The sequence below is a fragment of the Proteiniphilum sp. genome (genome assembly GCF_040307845.1).
GTDB lineage: Bacteria > Bacteroidota > Bacteroidia > Bacteroidales > Dysgonomonadaceae > Proteiniphilum.
The window spans coordinates 40,296-61,959 of the sequence record NZ_JAWRIS010000041.1 but is presented as its reverse complement, the minus strand read 5'-3'; the positions used below and the strand labels follow the sequence as shown (position 1 = coordinate 61,959).

Below are 21,664 nucleotides of genomic sequence, written 5' to 3'. Positions count from 1 at the left end.
TCTTAAAAATTAATCGTTAGTTTTCCGGAAATAATCCTGTAAGTGGGGTAATTAAACCCATCTTGTGCAATTCCATCCACATTCACCCCTTTATAATTGGTCAGGATAAATAAATTACGTCCGATTAAAGAGAGATTGGCATCATTTACCCATTTATTGATTCCCAATTTTTGAGTGGGAATCTTATAGGATAGTGATAGCTCTCGTAATGCAAGATAGGTTGTGCTTTCAATCCAGTAATCGGTTACCTGTGATGCGTTAAACACCAATGTAGTAAAATTAAGCGGTTTACCGGCTTGTGCTGTCAGGTCTGTGAACTCCGAACGATACACATAAGAGAGGTACTGAGCCGTTTCATTGAACTTTTCTCCGCCTTGCTGCCAGTCGAACACACTATACAAAGTGACAGGGCCAACACTGAATGTATTGCTAAACCCTACGATAAAATCAGGTGAAGCTTCGCCGATGATTTTCGAATTTCCTGTGGCCGGATTCACGTAAAATACCGGTGCTTCATTGGCGGTGCCTAAAGCTGCTTTTTCAACAACCACCCCGAACTCGTTGACTACATAATCTTCTACTCGTTTCGTTCCATCACCGGCATTGGTCACATACCCTTGTCCATTTGTCACGAGTTGTGAAAGATCTGAAAATATACTATAGCCATAAATGGCCGTTGTACTGGCTCCTACCGCTTTTCGGTAGCCATTTTGAGTGAATTCCGGCACACTTCCCAATGATGTGATCTTACTACGAACCCGGCTAAATGCGATACCGGAACTCCATTTAAAATTCTTTTGATCAATGATATTTCCATTAATTTCCAATTCAAAAGAGTTGGATTTTACAGCACCTAAATTATCATAAATATTTGCCGAACCCGAAATAGGTGCAAAAGCCGGCACTGAAATGAAGTCATTCGTACTATTTGAGAAGGCATAATTGAACTGGACATTTACACGATTAAAAAGTATGGCGTCAAAACCCAACTCGGTTTCTTCCGTGATTGCCCTCTTTAGATTTGTATTATCGTTTTGGGTATAACTTACACCTCCCGAACCTTCAATCGCTACCTTACTCTCCCTGGCTCCGAAAGGAGGTAAACTGCCTGCCTGTCCGTATGCCACACGCAACTTCAATTCATCGACCGGCCCCAGTTTCACATCCTCCGTGAGGCGATATGCCAAAGAAGCGCGGGGAAAGAATGCAGTACTTGCATCCCGTCCGAAACGGGAACTCTGATCCAAACGACCAAGCACATCCAGAAATAACTTATCCCTCCATCCTATTTTAGCATTGAGAAAATAGCCATAATTAATTGTCTTGGCCCAGGATGACGATATATCCCTTGTACTTGCCTCAGTTACATCCAGACTCTTTACAGGAGCTGTGAGATTACGGCCGGAAGCGTTAAATCCTGTCAACTGATACGCTTCGTAAACATACTTTGCCGCAATACCCCAATCAAAATCTCCTGTTTTGCGATTATAATTCAATTGCAGTTGCCCATTTTTTGTACTTTCCTTCAGGGTAGATAATGCATAATTCCCGTTATTTAAATCAATATTCGGAGAAACGGTCCTGAATCCTATAGGATAATATTCTTCGGTATTATAATGCCTGTTCTGCAGCGAGGCAGAAGCTTCGGCACTTAAATTATCCGTTATCCTATACCTGAATTTTCCCCCTAATAGAAGATTCTCTGTAATATAGCTATATTCTGCATTAGAGAGTCTATAAAGAGGATTATCCCATTGTTGTCCCGACAAATCACTCCCTTTTGGAAAAAACACATATTTCCCTTCTGAATCCTTTTCTGCTAAATTTATGTGCGGTTCTACCAATAAAGTTGAATACAAAAGTCCGTTGGCTCTGGTGGAAACAGCATTGGAAGGATTATTTGCATAGGAGTACTGTGCCGTGACATCAGCCGTTATTCTTGGCGTAGCTTTATAGGTCAGGTTGAACAATACACTTTGTTTGGTATCTGCATCCACTGCATCCGAGATCCCGCCTTTGTACTGGTTTTGTGCAGATAAATAGGCCGTATATTTGTCTTCATTCGCCGATACCGCTACTGAATTGGTAAAATAAGTATTATCGCCAAGAACATTTTTCACATTATCATGATACTCTTTGTAAGGGTGTAAGTTCACCGAAAATCCATTCTCCTGATAATCAATAACCCTTTTGTCATCTACCAATAAAAAAGAACCATCGGCATTCACCTTGTAATGATGAAATTTTGAAGTAGGGGGAAGTAAAAGAACATTTGAGAAACCGACTTCATTATCTACCATAATGGCTATCCGTTTGTTCTTGTTTCCTTTTTTGGTAAGTATCTGTATGATACCGCCCTCCCCCCGGGTACCATATAAAGCGGAAGCCGCAGCCCCTTTCACCACTTCTATCGATTCAATATCATTGGGACTTATATCCGAAAGTTTGAGGCCGGTAACAAAACCATCCACGACAATCAAGGGCTCTATATTGCCGGCCACTGATTTAGCACCTCTCAGATAAACCGATGCGCCCCTATTTCCTCCCGACTGATCAATACGCAATCCTGCGACTTTTCCCCGTAATGATGTGGAAGCATCTGTGGCCGGAACAATGTTGATTAATTCGTCATCTATTTTGGTGAGAGCAAACGACAATCTTTTTCGACTGGTTCCTTCTGCAACGCCTGTTACTACTACTTCATTCAATAAATTAATATCCTCCGATAAAGTGATAGTGATAATTTCATTTGCCTCATACACATCAACCTCCTGCGTTCTGTATCCCAAAAAGCTAATCGTTAATGCAAATGGCAGTGATTGATCTGTGGTAAAACTGAAATTTCCGTCTATATCGGTAACGGTACCGGTAGCGGTCGATTTTATAGCCACAGCCACACCGGGAAGTGGTTGATTCTCCTTATCAACGACTATACCCCGTATGGTCTGCTGTCCATACATATTGAAAGAACAAAAAACAAGGATTAAAAAAACGTAAATGCCTTTTTTTAATAGGCAGGATAATCGTATATTCCTGCAAAAAAGTGATATATTTGTCATATTCTAATTTTTTAGAGTGAATATAAGCGCTTCCGCGTCCGACTGCAATTGGCCAATGGGAGCGCTTATCTTTTTTTGTTACGACGAATGATAGTATTTATTTTATCTTCAAATGAATCAGCGAGTGGATGTAAGAAGTAAATCCTCAATCTCTTTTAACTGAGCCGATAAAATAGTCTCTTCTATCTTAAGAAAACCGTATTCCTGATTGTATTTCTGTCCTTCCGAGAGGATCCATTTCAAAAATCTTTTTGCCCGGACATTATTTTCCTGATAAGTAAATCCGATATTCCCGACAGGAATAAGAGATATCCTTTCTTTTTCGAGCAAGGCTATGGTCTTGTCGATATCGGCCTCCTGCAATATTTCACGCTGTTCTTTTTTCAGATCTAAAGGGATCAGGGCCAGACCATTTTTCAATCCCCGTGTCTCGATATCGAAGATATAGCCGAGATTATTGAAGGTGACACCCGAATTATCTTTCTGTATGGCATTGATAAGAAAAATATCATCACCGGATATTTTTCGTCCTTTGATATCTGCGGCAGCATATCCGAAATGAGTTGCAAAGGCACTTGCAAAGGAATTATTATTCGTACCGGAATAGATAGTTATATCATACTTTTGTTTGTTCGGAGAATCGGATTTCTCATCGAAAACATCATTTTCAAAAAACAGATTTTCCAACCTCTTACCGTTCAACCTTTTCTGGTTGAGTTCGCCTAAGAGAGGATTGCCCACATTGGTAACCGGAAGCAAAGCATATCGTCCGGTATAGGATATAATATGCGTATCATTTTCCGGTTCCTCTTCATTGATAGAAGTAACAAAACTTAAATCGACATCTTTTCCGGATGATTGCCCTTCTGTAAACTTAATTTCTATCTGGGGATTCACTCTTTGATACTCAGAAGCCCATTTTTCAATAAGTGGCGTGGCAAACCGCGCACTCTTTATATATACCACCTCTTTGGGATTCTGCTGTGCTATAACGTTTGTTGAAAACAACACCGCCGCTACTAATGATAACCTAATAAATCTAACCTTTTTCATTGCTGTCTATTTTAAATAATTAATATTCGATCAAAAAAAAACTCCACCGAATCCGTATCGGTGGAGTTTTTATACTTTCTCTTTCTTACTATGAGATTTCTCACTTTCCCCTATCCAATACGATATATTTCTTACGCATACACATGGACATAGACATGCCACAACACATTGTCATACAACATGCAGCACAAGTATTATTGTTATATTGGATAAAGTATTTACTCATTTTGTTTATACTATTTTAATTTTTTTAGTTGATACTAACCTGATATAAAAAAACTCTCCTGATTTTTATTGTATCAGGAGAGTTCTATACTAAAGTATTATTACTATCTTATATGCTTTCTTTACGCTACTCCGACACAACTGAGATTGAAGGACAACACATGTCCATACACATACACATGCAACATCCCCTTCTTACTGAAGTATCACAGAGTGTTGTTGTATCTTGTAAAAAAATATTCACTGTAGCTATCTTTATTAATTTCTACTTTAAAAAACAAAAGTAGTATATTTTTGTTCATTCTACCAAAAAAATAATATCTTTTTTCGTAATATTTTTTCAAATAAATTACAAAAAGCTTATTTTCAATCCACTTCGTTACTGCAATCACCTCTTGTTTGACAGTTAAATAATTTCCAATGTCAACAAACCGGAAGAGGAATATGTTTTATGAATAGATAGATCACATATTAAAAATATAACAAGATGGATGTACAATTCAAAATAAACGACAGGAACCGGGGTAGTTTCTATATAGAACAGGAAGGGCGACAGGTTGCCGAACTTGACTTCGAGGTGAAAGATAATTTACTGAATGCTTATCATACAGGCGTACGCCCCGAATTGGAAGGACAGGGTATTGCCGGAATGTTGTTCAATGAGCTGGTCAATTACGCACGCGAAAAGGGTTATCAGGTAATTCCCTCATGTTCGTATGTTCTTGCCAAATTTCGCAGACGCCCTGATGATTATAGTGATATATGGGTTCGTTCAGGAGATGAACCCACGGGAGAAGCCTGTGGGATTAGGCCGAAAACTTAAAAATACTATTTTTTCGCTTTTATTCCACATCCGATAGCAACGGTTGTCGCAGGATCGGGGGTATTACCTGACAATAATGCACGTATCGCATTGGCAGCATAAGGAACTGTCACTGCCGCTGCATCCTGGTAATTATCATCCACGGTTCCGGTATAAACTACCACAAACCGTCCCTCACCCTCATTTTTTAACAGGAAGATCTCCGGAGTACGGGTAGCACCATAGGCAGGATATACTGTCTGTCCTTCATCCACCAGATAAGGGAAAGGATAACCCTTGTCAGCAGCTCTCTTTTTCATCTCATCAAAAGAGTCGGCAGGTTGTTGCACCGGGTCATTCGAGTTGATCAATACCACAGGTACTCCCTGCGGAGCAAACTCGTTATGTAAAGCGATCATCCGATCTTCATATGCTTGCACATAAGGGCAAGGGTTACAGGAGAAGATTACCATCACTCCTTTTTCACTCGCGTAATCGGACAATGACACTGTTGTACCGTCGATATTCTTCAGTGAGAAATCGGGAGCAACCGAACCGACGGCGATAGGTTGTGCACTCAATGATAAAGCACCCAACACCAAAACGGATAAAATTAAGATTCGTTTCATTGTTACTGTAATTTTAAAATGTTTATTAAAGATAGATTGTTTGAATTGCCTACGTTCCTCTATTGTCAATCTGCCAATAGGGGTTGTACAATCTTTTCCAGTTCGTCTAAAGTGAATTCTTTCGGATAAAATTCCCTGAATCCGCTCCCATAAATAAGCGTGGCAGGTATAGCACCGGTCCAGCTTTTGTCCACCAAAGGTATCCAGTCATTGAACTTGGGATCATCCAAAAGAATTACCTCATTCTTCATCTTTTCCTTTTCAATAAATGGAATTAGTTTTGTTTCTAATTGGCTGCGCATATCGAGGCTGACCATAAGAACTTTTACATTCCTGCTGCGGTATTTTTCGCCGAACTGTTCAAAATAGGGTATTTCTTTGATACAGGGTGCACACCATGTAGCCCAGAAATTCACCACATATATCGTATCGTCCTTCTGCTCTAACAAAGGTTGAAGTTGCTTAAAATCGACCACTTTTATTTCCGTTTCGCTTTTTCTGTTTTCTGAAAGAAGAAGGGACGGAATCAGCAAAAACAGCAAACCCGGAAGCAGGCGAAATATATCTTTTATTTTGCTCATTGTTTCGTGCGATTAATAATATGATTTCTCGATAAATAAACAAACAATAAACGGGTCTTGTTCAACAGAAATTTAATGGAACTTGTTAAATATCAAGTAAAAACGTTAAGGCATCAACAAAAAAAGTGCGGGCTGGCCCCACACTTTTTGTCTTATAAACCTGCAACGGTTATTTAGGAATAGTCACAAATCAACCGATACACTATAACAGTGAATCGGGATTCAGGTTATCATGCTCGATATCGAGGAAATACTTGTAAGTGCCTACTTTCAATTCGGCACAGGCATCATAATCACAAACAATGATTCCCTTTTGATGCAATTGCAGGGCGCTGATCGTCCACATATGGTTAACAGCCCCTTCCACTGCGTGATAAAGCGCACGGGCTTTATGATATCCGTTGACAAGGATAAGGACCTCCTTAGCGTCGAGTACGGTACCGACCCCTACTGTAAGCGCCGTTTTAGGTACTTTGTTCACATCATTATCAAAGAACCTGGAGTTGGCAATTACCGTATCGGTGGTCAATGTTTTTACTCTTGTACGTGAACTGAGCGATGAACCCGGTTCGTTGAATGCAATATGTCCGTCGGGGCCAATTCCCCCAAGGAAAAGGTCGATACCACCTGCTTCCTTAATAGCCAGTTCATATGCAGCACATTCGGCTTCAGGATCTCCTGCCATCCCGTCGAGGATATGCACATTCTCTTTCTTAATATCGATATGCTGAAAGAAATTATCCCACATAAAAGTGTGGTAACTCTGCGGATGATCTGCCGGCAAACCGAGATATTCATCCATATTGAACGTGATCACGTTTTCGAATGATACCCGGCCCGTTTCGTACAATTTTATCAACGCCTTATAGGTATTCAAGGGTGATGAACCGGTTGGCAATCCCAGTTTGAAAGGTTTTTCAGCTGACGGATTTGCATTATTGATCTTTGTTGCAATGTAATTGGCTGCCCATTGTGCCATCTGGTCGGCACTGGGCTGAATAATAAGTCTCATATTTCTTTCTTTATTTATTAACAGTCAGTTGCATTGTTTGGCACTACTTGCGTATCTGAAGTCAGCTTTTGCGCCATGATACGACCCAGGTTACGGGCTTTTTCGACCACGTCGGCCAGCATCGCCTGCTTCATGATTACAGGCTCGGCCACTAATTCGAACTCCATCTCTCCTGCAAAAGCTTCGAATTGTCTGGCAGTGGCATCAGCCCAGGTAAAACTACCGAAATATCCGAAGAACCGATTTTTCAGATTACGGTTTTGGAGGGCGGAAACCAAACCATCCACGGCCGGGTATAATTTGTTGTTATAAGTAGGTGATCCAATGATCAATCCTTTGTATTTAAAAGCATCACGAAGGATATCCGAGTCATGGCTTTTCGATACATTGTGCATCACGATGCTCTTTACACCGTTTTCGGCAGCTTCGGTTGCGATGATGTCAGCCAACTCCTCGGTATGGCCATACATGCTTCCATAAGCAATGACCAATCCTTTTTCCGCCTCATAGCGGCTTAACCTGTCGTAGAGTCCAACCACATTGTCTATATTTTCCGGGATGGTCCATACAGGTCCGTGGGTGGAACAGATAACATCTATCCCCACATTGGAAAGTTTCTTCAAGGCTGTTTGCACAGGAGACCCAAATTTACCCACGATATTGGAATAGTAGCGGATCATCTCGTCATGGTATCTTTCAGGACAAAGTTGGGTATCCAACACGCCCCCGTCGAGTGTACCGAAAGTACCGAATGCATCGCCGGTAAACAGGGTTTTTGTTTCCTTCACGTAGGTCATCATTGTTTCCGGCCAGTGCACCATAGGAGTCATATAGAACTGAAGCGTATGTTTTCCCAGGCTCATCTCATCCAGATCCTTCACTTCAATCACATTATTGGCAATCCCGTAAAAGCCTTTCAGCATCTCAAGGGTCCGCTTGTTCCCCACAATCTGGATATCCGGATATTTGGAGACCAGGAACTCGATGGAACCGGAATGGTCGGGTTCCATGTGATTCACCACCAGGTAGTCAATGGATTTATCTCCCAATACCGATCGAATCTTACGCATAAAAAGATCGGAGTAACAAATATCGACGGTATCGATAAGCACCGTCTTTTCACCCCTTATAATATAGGAATTGTAAGAAACTCCCTTCGGCAGGGGCCAAAGGCTCTCAAAAGACTCTTTGGTGCGGTCGTTCACACCCACATAAAAAATATCTTCCTTTATTTCAATCGGTTTGTACATATATGTTGCTTAATTACCAATTACAAATTACCAATTACTAATTACCAATTACTAATTACAAATACCGTGCTTTATTATTCACGACTCGTCCCGATTCATCGGGATTATTTTTTCTTCTTCGGTCTGGGCTGTGCCATTTGCGACTGTTTGGGTGTAACCGCTACCCGGGCAGGATGTCTCAAAGCGTTCCAGATAAGCCATATTCCCCAGATAATAAATGGGATGCTCAGCCATTGGCCTAATATCAGGCCGGTATCCTCACGCATGGCAATTTCGGATTGAACCTGCACATTTTTGAGAAATTCCACAAAAAAGCGGAACAGGAAAATAAGCAATATACCTACTCCAAGAATCAATCCTTGCCGGTCTTTGGCATCGGTCTTCCAATACATGAACACGGTAACAGCAAAAACAAGCAGATAGAACACACCTTCGTATATCTGTGTGGGATGTGACGGTTCTGAATAGATAGGTTCCGCCCCCTGCATCCATTGATGGAGGTTGGTAACAAAGCGGAATCCCCAGGGTTGATCGGTCGGCCCGCCATAGATCTCATGATTCATCAGGTTGCCGAAACGGATCATCGCGGCAGTAAATCCCGTCGGCACCATTACCCGGTCAAATGTCCACAATGGACTGAGTTTGGTCACTTTTCGTGAATAGAGCCATACGGCAATGATAATCCCGATCACACCTCCATGGCTTGCTAAACCACCTTCCCAAACCTTCAGGATTTCTACGGGATTGGCCAGGTAATAAGCCGGTTCATAAAAGAGGCAGTGCCCAAGGCGGGCTCCCACAATAATACCGACAATCATATAGAAGAAGAGGGAGTCGAACCACTTTTCGGGAAGATCCTCACGTTTAAAGATACGCTGCACCACATACACGGCAACAATCAGCCCTATGACCCACAACAGGCCATACCAGCGGATCTCGCGGCCAAAAATGGTAAATATTTCAGGATCTACATTCCAGGTTACAGAGAGTAATATGTCCATCAGAATTGATATTTTCGACAAAGATAGTGAAAAAGAACCAAGAATCAAGATTTTTAGAGCCAAGACAATAAGGAACTGGTTAATTATTCAAGGTATTGATATGCCAATACTAACCGGATATTTTTTCCCGGAAAATTAATTCGTTTCCAATAATTTCGCAAGATGCGAAACGCAGAATGTGAAAAAACTACTATAAAATATTGATCGCAATGTGCGCACACGCCTCGGCATCGGCCAAAGCATTGTGATGATCTTTCAACTCAAACCCGAGATGAGAGGAGACCGTGTGCAATTGATGATTTACCAAATCAGGAAACACTCTTCTTGCCGCACGGCAGGTACAATAAAACTGATAACCGGGATAAGGCATATCGTATAATGCATGTACCGCTTTCAGACAACCTTCGTCGAATGGGCTGTTATGGGCTACAAACGGTAAATTAAAGATTCTTTCGACAATCCTTTCCCACACTTCGGGAAAGGATTGTTCGCCTATCGTATCCCAATAAGTGATACCGTGAATATCTGTCGCCCAACGACAATAGAAATTAGGATTGGGTTTGATAAGGTGATAAAAACTGTCTGTAATTATTCCGTGCTCAACTACCACCATCCCCACGCTACACACACTGCTACGGTACTGGTTGGCTGTTTCAAAATCTATGGCAACAAATGATTCCATATGAGAGTAGTATGAACCTACACCAGTTTCCTGATCCAGGCCTCTTTTTCTCCCGGCAGCAAATCCGCGACGGGAATCTCGATCATGGTATAGGCTCCCGGCTGTTGCTTCAAGGATGCGCGTGCTGCCGCCACCAACACTTGTGCGGTGAGGGCGGGATTATTGATACGCATTTCGAACTTAAACAACTGGTTCTGGGTATTTCCCGAAACACCTTTCCGTTCCATCAACACACCATGGCCCATATCCTTGAGCGCTTCCACATCCTCTACCTGGAAAACATGGGTTTCGTCGTGGACGAAATAATCATCGCCCTTAATGGCCTGGGAGACTGTTTGAAAGTCATGTCCATCCTCCAACTCGATATAGACCATTCTGCGATGTACGCCTGTGCCTGTGGGAATAGTCATCGAGAGTGCCGCTTTTACACCATCGATAGCCTTTACGGCTACCGTATGCCCCATACTCATGCCCGGTCCGAAATTGGTATAGGTAATACCCCGTGGCGCCATGGCTTCCATCAGGGTACGGATCACTGAGTCGCTTCCCGGATCCCATCCGGCCGAAATAATGGAAACAGCATTATGCTTTTTGGCTGCCGCATCGAGCGACGAGCGAAGTTGCACGATCAGGCCATGGATATCGAAACTATCCACAGTATTGATCCCCATCTCCAGACATTCCAAGGCAAATTTCTCCACACTCCTGGTTGGAGTACAGAGTACTGCCACATCCACTTTTTCAAGTCCGGATATAGTGTTTACGATCTTATATTCTTTCAATTCGGCAGGAACGTTCGTAGCGTCCCGCCGTACAATTCCGGCAATCTCAAAATCGGAAGCTGCCTGCAACGCTTCCACCACATATTTCCCTATATTTCCATAGCCAACTACGGCTGCTCTGATTTTCCTTGACATCACGCAATATCATTAAATTTACCCAAAAATAGACAAAACAAAGTATATACAAAGCATATTTCCGGCATTTTTTACACAAATCGGCCGAGAAAGCCTCTCCATTATAATGGACGGCCTAAATTTCTTACCGATGCTTTCACTTTCAATTGGGTTTTTAGCAATACATGCTTAGGAGATGTATCATGCTCCAGAATATTCGAAAACAGTATTTTTACAGCTATCTTACAAATATCTTCTACCGGTTGGGATATACAGGTAAGCGGTGGTTCTATATAATCAAGGTAGGGATTATCGTCAAAAGTAATTAAAGAGATCTCTTCCGGCACTTCCACCTTCTCCTCTTTAAGTGCTTTTATGCATCCCATCGCGATCGTATTGCTGAAGGCAAATATAGCGGTAGGTCTCACTTTTTGACGGAGCAATAATTTTGTCTCCAAATATCCGTTTTGCTCACTAAAAGCATCACCGGTGACTGTATATGAGGTGATTCCCGAACTGACCATAGCATCCACGAATCCCTTTACCCGTTGTATATTGGGAGTAGAATGTCTGACACCCTGAATACAGGCGATGGATCTATGCCCATGCTCAATCAGGTATTTTGAAGCTGAATAACCTCCTTCATAATTGTCGGAGGAAACAAAAGAGATATCCGGACCTTCAAAATACCTGTCGATACAGATCAAAGGCAAACCCTTCTCCTGCATTTTTTCTAAATGCCCCCACTCGTTCCCGCATGGGGCTATGATCATTCCATCCAGGCTTCTCGATGACAAATGCGAGACTTCTGTTTTTTCATTCTCTATATTGTCGTCACTATCGCCGATAAGAGTGATATAATTGTACTTTCTCACTTCCGTATTCACCACACTGGCTATTTCAGCAAAAAAAGGATTTTTCAAAGAAGGAACAATTAGCGCAATCGTTTTACTTTTACCCGTCCGCAAATTCCTTGCAAATTCATTGGGCACATAGTTCAACTCTTCCGCTGTAGCCTTTATCTTCTCCTGTGTGGCTTTACTAATTCTATATTTATCAGCCTGGCCATTCAATACACGGGAGACGGTGGTAATAGAAAACCCCGATTTTTCGGCAATATCGATGATATTTGATCTTTGCTGCATAACCTTATTTTTTAACAAAGCTAACAGAAATAACGGAATAAGTTGATAATAAAACATCAAATAATATTATTTAACTAAATAAAATTGAGAAAACGTTTGTCCAATTAAATATTGTGTATACATTTGCAATTGTTTAATAAAATAAAGTGCGGATTAACTTCAACTATTGACTTGTACCATTATAAAAATATGAAGTCAATGAGTCTTATTTCACCAATGGAAAAGTAACAGTTTGTGACTCTCGAAGAATATAAAGAATATCGGTGTATGAGATATAAATAATATAAATTTACTTGTCTATCATTTTATATGACGATGTATATATGGATTTGACTTTTGTGGATGTTTTTGAAAAGCATGGTCTTGATGCTCCCGACTCCTTATTGATGATAAATTCACGGAAACCATAAAAATGCCGACTTCATCTCTTATCCGCAAACATGAGGTTACCTGGAATTATGATCTTCCGGAGGGAAAGCATACCATACAAGTAAAGGTGAAACATATACCTGAAAACTATTTTATACATGTCAGGGACGCGATCATGTATTCGGAAAAGGATCCGGAAAAACAGATTCATTTTTAATCCATACTATATGAGTAAGATATCAGCGATTGGCAGTTCCATCTCCGGAAATAAACTGTATATAACAGGCTTTGTGTTCCTGATTGCTTTCGGTGCCTGTACATCGAAAGACCGCCAGCGTGCGGAAGTTGTTTCAGATAGGCAAAAGATGATCTTTGAAACAGATATTGGGAATGATGTAGATGACGCGTTAGCCCTGGATATGCTCTATAAATATATGGACGCCGGGGATATAGATTTATTGGCCATCATGATCAACAAAGAGGGTCCCTATCCTGGAGAATATACCGATATTATGAATACTTGGTATGGTTATCCTGATGTTCCTATAGGAATTATTCTTAATGGTGCGGACTGTGAAAATGACGCCACCAATTATGCCAAATGTGTATCCCTGATGGAAAATGAGAACGAGAATCCGATGTTCCAACGTTCTTTAAAAGACTATTCCAAACTACCTGAGGCACATATTTTGTATCGCAAAATATTGGCTCAACAGCCCGATCATTCCGTCACAGTTGTCTCGGTCGGCTTCTCCACCAATCTTGCCAGATTGCTGGATACACCTGCTGATGACTTCTCTCCTCTTACCGGAAAGGAATTGGTTGCCAGCAAAGTGAAATTATTATGTACCATGGCAGGATGTTTTAATAATCCGGATCTATATGAGTATAATATAGTGAAGGACATCCCGGCTGCAAGAAAAGTTTTCACTGAATGGCCGACACCTTTGGTAACTTCACCGTTTGAAGTGGGAATTGCGATCAATTATCCGGCTACCAGCATCGAAAATGACTTCGGATGGGCATCTGTACATCCTATGGTAGAAGCTTATAAATGTTATCTCGAAATGCCTTATGACCGTCCTACATGGGATTTGACTTCTGTATTATATTCGGTAGAGGGTTCTTCTTATTTCAATATTTCACCTGCAGGTAAGATTGATATAACCGATAAGGGTGCCACAAGCTTTACCGCAGATGAAAACGGAAATCGGTATTATTTAATGGTAGATTCTGTTCAGGCTGAGAATATCAAACAACATTTTCTTCAAATAATCAGCCGGCATCCGATAAATTTCAAATAAATATCCCGATACAATTTATTTTCAGAACAATAAACGGGAGCCTATAAATAGGATATAACCCGATACAACTTATAAATAGGAATATCGCTGATAGAATATTCCCTATTTGAAAAAATCACCAGTAAAAGAAAATATATGAGTAAGATAGTAGTAATTGGCAGTTCCAATACGGATTTAATCGCGAAAGTACAAGAGTTTCCCAAAGCAGGGGAAACAATCAAGGGAGTTTCCTATTTACAGGCGATGGGGGGCAAGGGGGCTAACCAGGCATTGGCCGCTCACCGGTTAGGTGGAGATGTCAAATTTATCACCAGCTTGGGGAAAGATTCCAATGGAATAAATTCGCTGGAATATTTTAAGAAAGAGGGATTGGATACTTCTTTATCCTACATTGCCGAAGGTATTCCTTCAGGAGTAGCGATGATTTGGGTGGATAAGAAGGGTGAAAACAGCATCGTTATCATCCCGGGAGCCAATGATGAACTTTCGTCGGGATATATCCACGAGATCGAAAAGGAGATACTTGAAGCAGATTTGATTGTGCTGCAAATGGAAATTCCATACAACACAGTAAAAACAGTCTGTAATATCGCTTATGAAAATAATAAGCGGGTACTGTTGAACGTTGCTCCTGCGAAGAAGTTAGATACGGACATCATTCAAAAGATCGATATTCTGGTTGTGAACGAAACCGAAGCCGAGACAATTTCAGGAGAAATAATCGAGCATATCGGAGAAGACGGAGTCGTTGACAAATTATTGGCTTTGGGAGTGAAAACAGTTGTTTTAACACTGGGTAAACGAGGCTGTATATTGAAAAATGATCAAATATATTTACAGATACCGGCTTTTATGGTTGATACAGTGGATACAACCGGAGCAGGCGACACATTCTGTGGCGCGTTGGCCGCAGAGTTAAGCAAAGGGCATGGTTGGAATGAGGCTTTGAAATTTGCTTCGGCAGCTGCGGCCATCTGTGTGACACGTATGGGGGCACAACCATCCATTCCTACAGAAACAGAAGTGCGTATTTTTTTGAAAAACATCACAATAGCTCATTAATTTATAGAATTATATGTTTATCGTACAAAACTATCCGTTCGCAGTATTACTTTGCCTTATTACCATGCTTTGCTGGGGATCATGGGGTAATACACAAAAATTGGCCGCAAAAACGTGGCGGTATGAATTGTTCTATTGGGACTACGTGATTGGCATCGTGTTGCTTTCCCTTATCTTCGGATTCACGTTGGGAAGCATCGGCGACCAGGGACGCAGTTTTATCGACGACATCTTACAGGTGAATACCCATAATTTCTGGAGTGCCTTTGTAGGAGGTATTATTTTCAATGCAGCCAATATATTGTTGTCGGCCTCCATCTCACTGGCAGGAATGTCGGTTGCTTTCCCGGTAGGAGTAGGATTGGCATTAGTATTAGGCGTATTTATCAACTATTTCGGAGCGCCCAAGGGTGATCCCGTTATCCTGTTCCTGGGTGTGGCACTGATTGTTGTCGCCATTATACTGAACGGGCTGGCTTCGGGAAAAACAAACTCAAACACGGAAGCAAGCAAGAACAAGAAGAAAGGAATTATCATTGCCATCTGTGCCGGTATACTGATGTCTTTCTTTTACCGGTTTGTCGCAGCTGCAATGGATTTGAATAATCTGGAGAATCCCACAGCGGGAATGCTGACCCCTTATGGTGCATTCTTTATCTTTTCGCTGGGGATATTGGGAAGCAACTTCATCTTCAACACCGTTGTTATGAAAAAGCCCTTCGTAGGAGAACCAGTGAATTATTCCCAGTATTTTAAAGGTAACCTGAGCACACATTCAGTAGGAATTTTGGGCGGTATTATCTGGGGAGTAGGTACAGTTTTAAGTTATATTGCCGCGGGAAAAGCCGGTCCGGCCATTTCTTATGCTTTGGGACAAGGAGCACCCATGATTGCCGCGCTATGGGGAGTATTTATATGGAAGGAGTTCAAAGGATCATCAAAAATGGTAAATCTGCTGCTGACGCTTATGTTTATCCTTTTTATCGCAGGACTGGCCATGATCGTCGTCTCCGGAGGAAGTTAATCTTCCTCCTCTTCCCACACCACCTCCGGTTTTTGCGGCCCCTGTTTACGAAAAACCAGCGCAAAAATGAGCCCACTAATGGCGCCCGACAGATGTCCTTCCCATGAAATGGAAGCATCCACCATCTCGGTAATCGGGAAAATACTCCAGATAGTACTTCCATAAATAAATGCAACGATCAGGGATACCGCGACCAAAGGGATGTACTTTCTGAAGATACCACTAAAAAAGAGGAAGAAAAGAAGTGCAAAGACAAGTCCGCTCGCTCCCACATGGTAAGTTTCACGGCCGATGATCCATGTAAAAAATCCGCTCGACAACCAGAGGCAGGCGAAAGCACCAAAGGCAATCTTACTGTAAAAATAGAACAGAAACCAGATCAATATCAGCAACGGAAGTGTATTCGACAACAAGTGGGAAAAGGAGCTATGTATAAATGGTGAAAAGATGATCCCTGCCAGCCCGTCCACAGTTCCCGGCAATATGCCCAAACGTGGCAATCTTCCTCCAAACACGCCTGCATAGTCAATAATAAATGCCAACCAGATCAACACGACAAACACAATGGCAGGCAGGAAAGCAAGCCGCGCCCGTTTCTTCTCTATCGTATACCATGATGAGTTATCTGTATTCATTTCCTGAAATATAGCCTCTTTTCATCTGCTGTTTACAAATATACGAACTATTTTGATAAGTCCCGTACCCAAAAATTATTCATTCTTTGCTTGTGGATTTGATTTCATTTGATTATCTTTCGCAGGAATTAAGCGGCACACCATTACCCTAAATTATACAGCGATGAGTTACTTGAAATTCGACAAGGACCTGATGATTAACCTGGAGTATTCTCTATACCGAAATGTTCTGAGAACAAATCGAAGGGGGGCTTATCAGAATACATCTATATCGGGTTGCAATACAACAAAATACCAGGGGCTTCTTGTGATGCCCGTACCTTACCTTGACGATGAGAATCATCTCATCCTCTCCTCTTTTGACGAAACGGTTATACAGCACGGGGCAGAATTTAACCTGGGTATTCACCGCTATGCCGGGGACAATTACAATCCGAAAGGACACAAATATATCCGGGAGTTCAATTGCGACAGCGTGCCCAAAACTATCTACCGCGTAGGGGGAGTGATTCTGTCGAAGGAGATCATGTTCTCCTCAAAGGAGAACCGGTTAATGATCCGCTACACATTGCTGGACGCCCATTCACCCACCACTATCCGTTTTAAACCTTTCCTGGCTTTCCGGAAAATTTCCCAACTCACACGGGAAAACGACCAGGTAGATAAATCTTATCGAGAAGTGGAGAACGGCATCAGTACCTGTATGTATTTCGGCTATCCCGAACTGTTCATGCAATTCAACAAAAAACCGGAATTTGTCTATCATCCCGACTGGTACCGCGACGTTGAATATCTGCAGGACTTGCAGAGCGGCGACACATTCCAGGAAGATCTTTATGTGCCCGGCTATTTCGAATTGTCTATTGCCAAAGGCGAAGAAATCATATTCTCCACCGGAGACATTATGGTAGACACTTCCACCCTGGCAGAAGAATTTGACTATGAAATAAATAAAAGAACTCCCCGGTCCTGTTTCTATAATTGCCTCAAAAACTCCAGCCATCAGTTTTATTATATACCTCAAAAGGATGAATATTACCTTCTGGCAGGATATCCCTGGTTCAAAGTGCGCGCTCGTGACCAGTTTATCGCTCTCCCGGGATGTACACTTTCAGTGGATAAACCGCAGGACTTCGAATTGATGATGGATACGGCTATACCTCACCTGAAAAGTTTTATGGAGGACAAGTCATCTAAAAGCAACCTGAAGCAGATCTCCGATCCCGACGTATTACTATGGGTGATATGGGCGCTTCAGCAATTCTGGAAAGAAAAGAAAGCTATTTTCTTAGAAAAATACAGTGATTTCCTCTATGAAATTATCGATTATATCGCTGCCGGGAAACATCCGAATCTGATATTGGACCACGAAACTGAATTATTATCAACCTACGGCCGCGATGTTGCTGTCAGTTGGATGAACGCGATCATCGACGGAAAACCGGTTATACCCAGATCAGGCTATCTGGTAGAATTCAATGCCCTTTGGTACAATGCACTGAAATTCGCTGAAGAAATATCCCGGGTAAAGGGTAAAGACAAAGTGGCCTCTGATTTTGAAGAACGTGCACGCTCAGTGGGTAATTCATTCAAAGAGGTCTTCCTTAATCCTGCCGGCTATCTCTATGATTATGTCGACGGGAATCATAAAGATCCGGATGTGCGTCCCAATATGCTCTTTGCCGTATCGCTTCCCTATTCACCCCTTGAAAGAAGCCAAAAAAAATCAGTCATCGATTTTATTACCAAAGAGCTGTTCGCTTCCTGTGGTATCCGTTCATTAACCCCGAAAAGTGACAAATTCCGACCTCACTACACCGGAACGGAAAATGAAAAAAAATTCGCCTATTTCAACGGAATGTCTTTCCCCTGGCTGTTCGGCCATTATATTGAAGCCTACTTGAACCTGTTCAATATGAGTGGATTATCATTGGCTGACAGGATCATGGTGGAGATGGAAGGACAAATACAAAACGACTGTATCGGAAGCATCTCTGAATTTTACGATTCCCACCCACCATTTATCGCCCATGGAGGATATTCCTTTGCCATGAGTGTGGGTGAATTGCTGAGGGCGCAACGGATCATTAAGAGGTACAGCGAAGAGTTAGAAAACGGGAAATGATGTGCCAATTTTCTTAGGAACGAGCACATAGCCAAACTTGTTTGAGCTTTGTCGAGTGACGACAGAAAATGGACGAAGTCAATGTGAATAATGAAAATAATGTGCTAATGAGAATAATCCCGATAAATCGGGACAAATAGTGAGTAAAGTCTTTATTCTTTACTCTTTATTCTTTGCTCTAATAAGATAAATATGAAAGCATTAATGTTCGGATGGGAATTCCCGCCGCATATATTAGGGGGGCTCGGGACGGCAAGTTACGGACTCACAAGGGGGATGGCAAAACAGGAAGATTTGGAGACCATTTTTGTGATCCCCAAACCGTGGGGCGATGAAGACCAGAGCTTTATGAAGATCATAGGAGCCAACAATACCCCCATCGTCTGGCGGGATGTACCATGGGAAACCGTAAAACCACGATTGGAAAAATTCATGGATCCACAGGAATACTACCACTTACGGGATCATATCTATGCCGATTTCAACTACATGCATACCAACGATTTGGGATGCATCGAATTTTCGGGCAGATACCCCAACAACATCCTGGAGGAAACCAATAACTATTCTATCGTGGCAGGCGTGATTGCCCGCACTTATGGTTTCGACGTCATCCATTCGCACGACTGGCTCACCTACCCCGCAGGACTGCATGCAAAAACCGTGACCGGTAAACCGTTGGTCATCCATGTACACGCTACCGAATTCGACCGCAGCAGGGGCAAACCCAATCCGATCGTCTATGGAATCGAGAAAGACGGCATGGACAACTGCGACCACATCATCTGCGTGAGTGATCTGACACGGCGCACTGTAATTGAAAACTACCATCAACCTCATTGGAAAGTGACCACAGTGCATAATGCGGTAGAACCACTCAGTCCTGAAATAGAAGCCATTGAACGGATTTCCGGTGTATCGGACAAAGTGGTTACTTTCTTAGGACGCATCACTATGCAGAAAGGACCTGAATTCTTTGTGGATGCTGCCACACAGGTAATTAAAAAAACTGACCATATCCGCTTTGTGATGGCGGGCAGTGGCGACATGATGGACCAGATGATCCGCCTGGTAGCCGACCGTGGCATCGCCCATAAATTCCATTTCACGGGCTTTCTTCGAGGTAAACAAGTATATGAGATGCTGAAATCGAGCGATGTCTATGTAATGCCTTCCGTATCGGAACCCTTCGGAATATCGCCCCTTGAGGCAATGCAATGTGGTGTACCAAGTATTATCTCCTACCAATCGGGTTGTTCTGAGATACTGAATAATGTCATCAAAACCGATTACTGGGACGTAGACGCAATGGCTGATGCCATTTACTCCATATGTACTTATCCGGCAATGGCAGAACACCTGAAAGTAGAGGGAAAGATAGAAGTGGACAATATAAAGTGGGAAGATGCCGGATGGAAAGTCCGCCGGATCTATGATAGTCTTATGTAAAATCAAGTAACCAGCAACAATATGAAAACAATTTGCATTTATTTCCAAATCCATCAACCGTTCCGGCTAAAAAGATATCGCTTTTTCAATATCGGCAGGGATCATTATTACTTCGATGACTATGCCAACGAAGATATACTACAGCAGATTGCCGGCCGATCGTACGTCCCTGCCAACCGCATGTTACTCGACCTGGTGAATCAATATAAGGGAAAATTCAAAGTAGCCTTTTCCATTTCGGGAGTGGCTTTAGAACAACTCGAGGTGTATGCGCCGGAGGTAATAGACGGGCTTCGTGAACTTGCCAAAACCGGTAATGTGGAATTTCTGACCGAAACCTACGCCCATTCACTGGTCAGCCTTTACGATCCGGAAGAATTCCGTAATCAGGTGAGGCAGCATTCTGAAAGGATAGAGATGCTTTTCGAACAAAAACCGACCGTATTACGCAATACGGAGTTGATTTACTCCGACGAGATCGGCGAGATGGTATACGATATGGGCTATACCAAAATGATCACTGAGGGTGCGAAGCATATATTGGGATGGAAAAGTCCGAATTACGTCTACCAGTCGGCTACACAACCCAAACTGAAACTATTGCTTAAAAACAGCCGCTTCAGTGATGACATCACCTATCGTTTTTCTAATTATAGCTGGAACGAGTATCCACTGACGGCAGAAAAATTCATTTCATGGATTGCCGGCAGCGCACCCGAAGAAGAAGTTGTCAATCTTTTTATGAACTATGAGACCTTGGGTAACATTCAGCCTGCCTATACCGGTATTTTTGAATTTTTCAAAGCATTGCCTCGTTTTGCATTTGAGCATGACATCAATTTTGCGACACCGGCAGAGGCATTGGATTTCCACAAACCAATCGGCGAAATGAATGTACCCAACCCCATCTCATGGACAGACGAGGAGCGGGACCTGAGTGCCTGGACAGGAAATAAGTTACAGCAAAGTGCCCTCAAATCACTATACGAAATGGGAGAAAGGGTCCGGTTATGTACCGATCGACGGCTTAAACAGGATTGGCTCTACCTGCAAACCAGCGACCATTTTCACTATATGTCCACCAAACATTTCGGTAGCGGACAAAGCCAGTTCAGTCCCTATATGTCGCCTTACGATGCCTTCAACAATTATATGAACGTGCTGAGTGATTTTATTGGACGTGTAAAAGCACAGTATCCCGATACGGTGGACAACGAAGAATTGAACGCACTTCTTACCACCATCCATAATCAGGAGATGGAAATCAAACGTCTTCAGTCGGAATTGAAAAAGGTGATCGGAACCAACGAGGAACTATTAGTGGAAAAGAATCCAAAAGTACAAAAAGCAGAGAAGTAAAT

19 protein-coding genes are annotated in these 21,664 nt (G+C 42.2%); 8 read left to right on the top strand and 11 right to left on the bottom strand.

From position 1 onward, the window contains the following. Positions 1–2: 2 nt before the first annotated feature. Both ABV001_RS10740 and ABV001_RS10735 read right to left on the bottom strand, forming a co-directional pair. The gene (locus tag ABV001_RS10740; RefSeq protein ID WP_352422798.1) at positions 3–2,960 is read right to left on the bottom strand and encodes a SusC/RagA family TonB-linked outer membrane protein; all 2,958 of its coding nucleotides are present in this window, start codon (positions 2,958–2,960) and stop codon (positions 3–5) included. A gap of 216 nt (positions 2,961–3,176) precedes the next feature. Then, entirely contained in the window at positions 3,177–4,112 is a 936-nt protein-coding gene (locus tag ABV001_RS10735; protein ID WP_352422797.1) for a hypothetical protein, read from the bottom strand. Positions 4,113–4,824: 712 nt separating this feature from the next. Between ABV001_RS10735 and ABV001_RS10730 the strand changes: the two genes are divergently transcribed. Next, positions 4,825–5,160 (top strand): GNAT family N-acetyltransferase, encoded by a 336-nt coding sequence (locus ABV001_RS10730; RefSeq protein WP_352422796.1) that lies wholly within the window; start codon positions 4,825–4,827, stop codon positions 5,158–5,160. Between the two features lie 5 nt (positions 5,161–5,165). Here ABV001_RS10730 and ABV001_RS10725 read toward each other — a convergent pair whose 3' ends face one another. The 8 genes from ABV001_RS10725 to ABV001_RS10690 all read right to left on the bottom strand — a co-directional run bounded on the left by ABV001_RS10725 (position 5,166) and on the right by ABV001_RS10690 (position 12,335). Next, a complete protein-coding gene (locus ABV001_RS10725; RefSeq protein ID WP_352422795.1) occupies positions 5,166–5,768 on the bottom strand; it encodes a thioredoxin family protein in 603 nt (200 codons plus the stop codon). Positions 5,769–5,833: 65 nt separating this feature from the next. Beyond that, the gene (locus ABV001_RS10720; protein ID WP_323424383.1) at positions 5,834–6,349 is read right to left on the bottom strand and encodes a TlpA family protein disulfide reductase; all 516 of its coding nucleotides are present in this window, start codon (positions 6,347–6,349) and stop codon (positions 5,834–5,836) included. Positions 6,350–6,551: 202 nt separating this feature from the next. Next, positions 6,552–7,361: a glucosamine-6-phosphate deaminase gene (gene nagB / locus ABV001_RS10715; RefSeq protein WP_352422794.1), complete on the bottom strand. Its 810-nt coding sequence runs from the start codon at positions 7,359–7,361 to the stop codon at positions 6,552–6,554. Positions 7,362–7,378: 17 nt separating this feature from the next. Beyond that, complete coding sequence (locus tag ABV001_RS10710) at positions 7,379–8,611, bottom strand: FprA family A-type flavoprotein (protein ID WP_352422793.1); 1,233 nt, start codon at positions 8,609–8,611, stop codon at positions 7,379–7,381. A 104-nt stretch (positions 8,612–8,715) separates the two neighbouring features. After that, complete coding sequence (lgt, locus tag ABV001_RS10705; protein ID WP_352422856.1) at positions 8,716–9,606, bottom strand: prolipoprotein diacylglyceryl transferase; 891 nt, start codon at positions 9,604–9,606, stop codon at positions 8,716–8,718. A 196-nt stretch (positions 9,607–9,802) separates the two neighbouring features. Beyond that, positions 9,803–10,294, bottom strand: coding sequence for a 3'-5' exonuclease (locus tag ABV001_RS10700; protein WP_352422792.1), 492 nt, complete (start codon positions 10,292–10,294; stop codon positions 9,803–9,805). 17 nt (positions 10,295–10,311) lie between these two features. Further along, positions 10,312–11,211, bottom strand: a complete 900-nt coding sequence (locus ABV001_RS10695) for a diaminopimelate dehydrogenase (protein ID WP_352422791.1) — start codon at positions 11,209–11,211, stop codon at positions 10,312–10,314. Between the two features lie 101 nt (positions 11,212–11,312). Then, the gene (locus ABV001_RS10690) at positions 11,313–12,335 is read right to left on the bottom strand and encodes a LacI family DNA-binding transcriptional regulator (RefSeq protein WP_352422790.1); all 1,023 of its coding nucleotides are present in this window, start codon (positions 12,333–12,335) and stop codon (positions 11,313–11,315) included. 412 nt (positions 12,336–12,747) lie between these two features. On the opposite strand from ABV001_RS10690, the gene ABV001_RS10685 reads away from it, so the two are divergent. The 4 genes from ABV001_RS10685 (at position 12,748) to ABV001_RS10670 (ending at position 16,094) form a co-directional block, all read left to right on the top strand. Beyond that, the gene (locus ABV001_RS10685) at positions 12,748–12,921 is read left to right on the top strand and encodes a hypothetical protein (protein WP_352422789.1); all 174 of its coding nucleotides are present in this window, start codon (positions 12,748–12,750) and stop codon (positions 12,919–12,921) included. Positions 12,922–12,931: 10 nt separating this feature from the next. After that, positions 12,932–14,008 (top strand): nucleoside hydrolase, encoded by a 1,077-nt coding sequence (locus tag ABV001_RS10680; RefSeq protein ID WP_352422788.1) that lies wholly within the window; start codon positions 12,932–12,934, stop codon positions 14,006–14,008. A gap of 135 nt (positions 14,009–14,143) precedes the next feature. Continuing rightward, entirely contained in the window at positions 14,144–15,070 is a 927-nt protein-coding gene (gene rbsK, locus ABV001_RS10675) for a ribokinase (protein WP_352422787.1), read from the top strand. A gap of 13 nt (positions 15,071–15,083) precedes the next feature. Beyond that, the gene (locus ABV001_RS10670; RefSeq protein ID WP_352422786.1) at positions 15,084–16,094 is read left to right on the top strand and encodes a GRP family sugar transporter; all 1,011 of its coding nucleotides are present in this window, start codon (positions 15,084–15,086) and stop codon (positions 16,092–16,094) included. Here the strand turns inward: ABV001_RS10670 and ABV001_RS10665 are convergent. Next, positions 16,091–16,729, bottom strand: coding sequence for a rhomboid family intramembrane serine protease (locus tag ABV001_RS10665; protein ID WP_352422785.1), 639 nt, complete (start codon positions 16,727–16,729; stop codon positions 16,091–16,093). The genes ABV001_RS10670 and ABV001_RS10665 overlap by 4 nt on opposite strands. A gap of 163 nt (positions 16,730–16,892) precedes the next feature. Here ABV001_RS10665 and ABV001_RS10660 point away from each other — a divergent pair, with 163 nt between their 5' ends. The 3 genes from ABV001_RS10660 to ABV001_RS10650 all read left to right on the top strand — a co-directional run bounded on the left by ABV001_RS10660 (position 16,893) and on the right by ABV001_RS10650 (position 21,662). Beyond that, positions 16,893–18,854 (top strand): glycogen debranching enzyme N-terminal domain-containing protein, encoded by a 1,962-nt coding sequence (locus ABV001_RS10660; protein ID WP_352422784.1) that lies wholly within the window; start codon positions 16,893–16,895, stop codon positions 18,852–18,854. 192 nt (positions 18,855–19,046) lie between these two features. After that, on the top strand, positions 19,047–20,303 hold the full coding sequence (locus tag ABV001_RS10655; protein ID WP_352422783.1) for a glycosyltransferase family 4 protein: 1,257 nt from the start codon (positions 19,047–19,049) through the stop codon (positions 20,301–20,303). A gap of 21 nt (positions 20,304–20,324) precedes the next feature. After that, positions 20,325–21,662 carry a glycoside hydrolase family 57 protein gene (locus tag ABV001_RS10650; protein ID WP_352422782.1) on the top strand — a complete coding sequence of 446 codons (1,338 nt, stop codon included), beginning with the start codon at positions 20,325–20,327 and terminating at the stop codon, positions 21,660–21,662. The last annotated feature ends 2 nt before the right edge of the window (positions 21,663–21,664 follow it).

What these genes read in the sequence shown, in the direction of transcription:
- ABV001_RS10680 (WP_352422788.1), top strand. Translation starts at nt 12,932, where the DNA reads ATGAGTAAGATATCAGCGATTGGCAGTTCCATCTCCGGAAATAAACTG.
- ABV001_RS10665 (WP_352422785.1), bottom strand. Translation starts at nt 16,729, where the DNA reads ATGAATACAGATAACTCATCATGGTATACGATAGAGAAGAAACGGGCG.
- ABV001_RS10695 (WP_352422791.1), bottom strand. Translation starts at nt 11,211, where the DNA reads ATGTCAAGGAAAATCAGAGCAGCCGTAGTTGGCTATGGAAATATAGGG.
- ABV001_RS10650 (WP_352422782.1), top strand. Translation starts at nt 20,325, where the DNA reads ATGAAAACAATTTGCATTTATTTCCAAATCCATCAACCGTTCCGGCTA.
- ABV001_RS10725 (WP_352422795.1), bottom strand. Translation starts at nt 5,768, where the DNA reads ATGAAACGAATCTTAATTTTATCCGTTTTGGTGTTGGGTGCTTTATCA.
- ABV001_RS10670 (WP_352422786.1), top strand. Translation starts at nt 15,084, where the DNA reads ATGTTTATCGTACAAAACTATCCGTTCGCAGTATTACTTTGCCTTATT.
- ABV001_RS10690 (WP_352422790.1), bottom strand. Translation starts at nt 12,335, where the DNA reads ATGCAGCAAAGATCAAATATCATCGATATTGCCGAAAAATCGGGGTTT.
- nagB (WP_352422794.1), bottom strand. Translation starts at nt 7,361, where the DNA reads ATGAGACTTATTATTCAGCCCAGTGCCGACCAGATGGCACAATGGGCA.
- ABV001_RS10685 (WP_352422789.1), top strand. Translation starts at nt 12,748, where the DNA reads ATGCCGACTTCATCTCTTATCCGCAAACATGAGGTTACCTGGAATTAT.
- rbsK (WP_352422787.1), top strand. Translation starts at nt 14,144, where the DNA reads ATGAGTAAGATAGTAGTAATTGGCAGTTCCAATACGGATTTAATCGCG.
- ABV001_RS10720 (WP_323424383.1), bottom strand. Translation starts at nt 6,349, where the DNA reads ATGAGCAAAATAAAAGATATATTTCGCCTGCTTCCGGGTTTGCTGTTT.
- ABV001_RS10710 (WP_352422793.1), bottom strand. Translation starts at nt 8,611, where the DNA reads ATGTACAAACCGATTGAAATAAAGGAAGATATTTTTTATGTGGGTGTG.
- ABV001_RS10655 (WP_352422783.1), top strand. Translation starts at nt 19,047, where the DNA reads ATGAAAGCATTAATGTTCGGATGGGAATTCCCGCCGCATATATTAGGG.
- ABV001_RS10730 (WP_352422796.1), top strand. Translation starts at nt 4,825, where the DNA reads ATGGATGTACAATTCAAAATAAACGACAGGAACCGGGGTAGTTTCTAT.
- ABV001_RS10735 (WP_352422797.1), bottom strand. Translation starts at nt 4,112, where the DNA reads ATGAAAAAGGTTAGATTTATTAGGTTATCATTAGTAGCGGCGGTGTTG.
- ABV001_RS10700 (WP_352422792.1), bottom strand. Translation starts at nt 10,294, where the DNA reads ATGGAATCATTTGTTGCCATAGATTTTGAAACAGCCAACCAGTACCGT.
- ABV001_RS10740 (WP_352422798.1), bottom strand. Translation starts at nt 2,960, where the DNA reads ATGTATGGACAGCAGACCATACGGGGTATAGTCGTTGATAAGGAGAAT.
- ABV001_RS10660 (WP_352422784.1), top strand. Translation starts at nt 16,893, where the DNA reads ATGAGTTACTTGAAATTCGACAAGGACCTGATGATTAACCTGGAGTAT.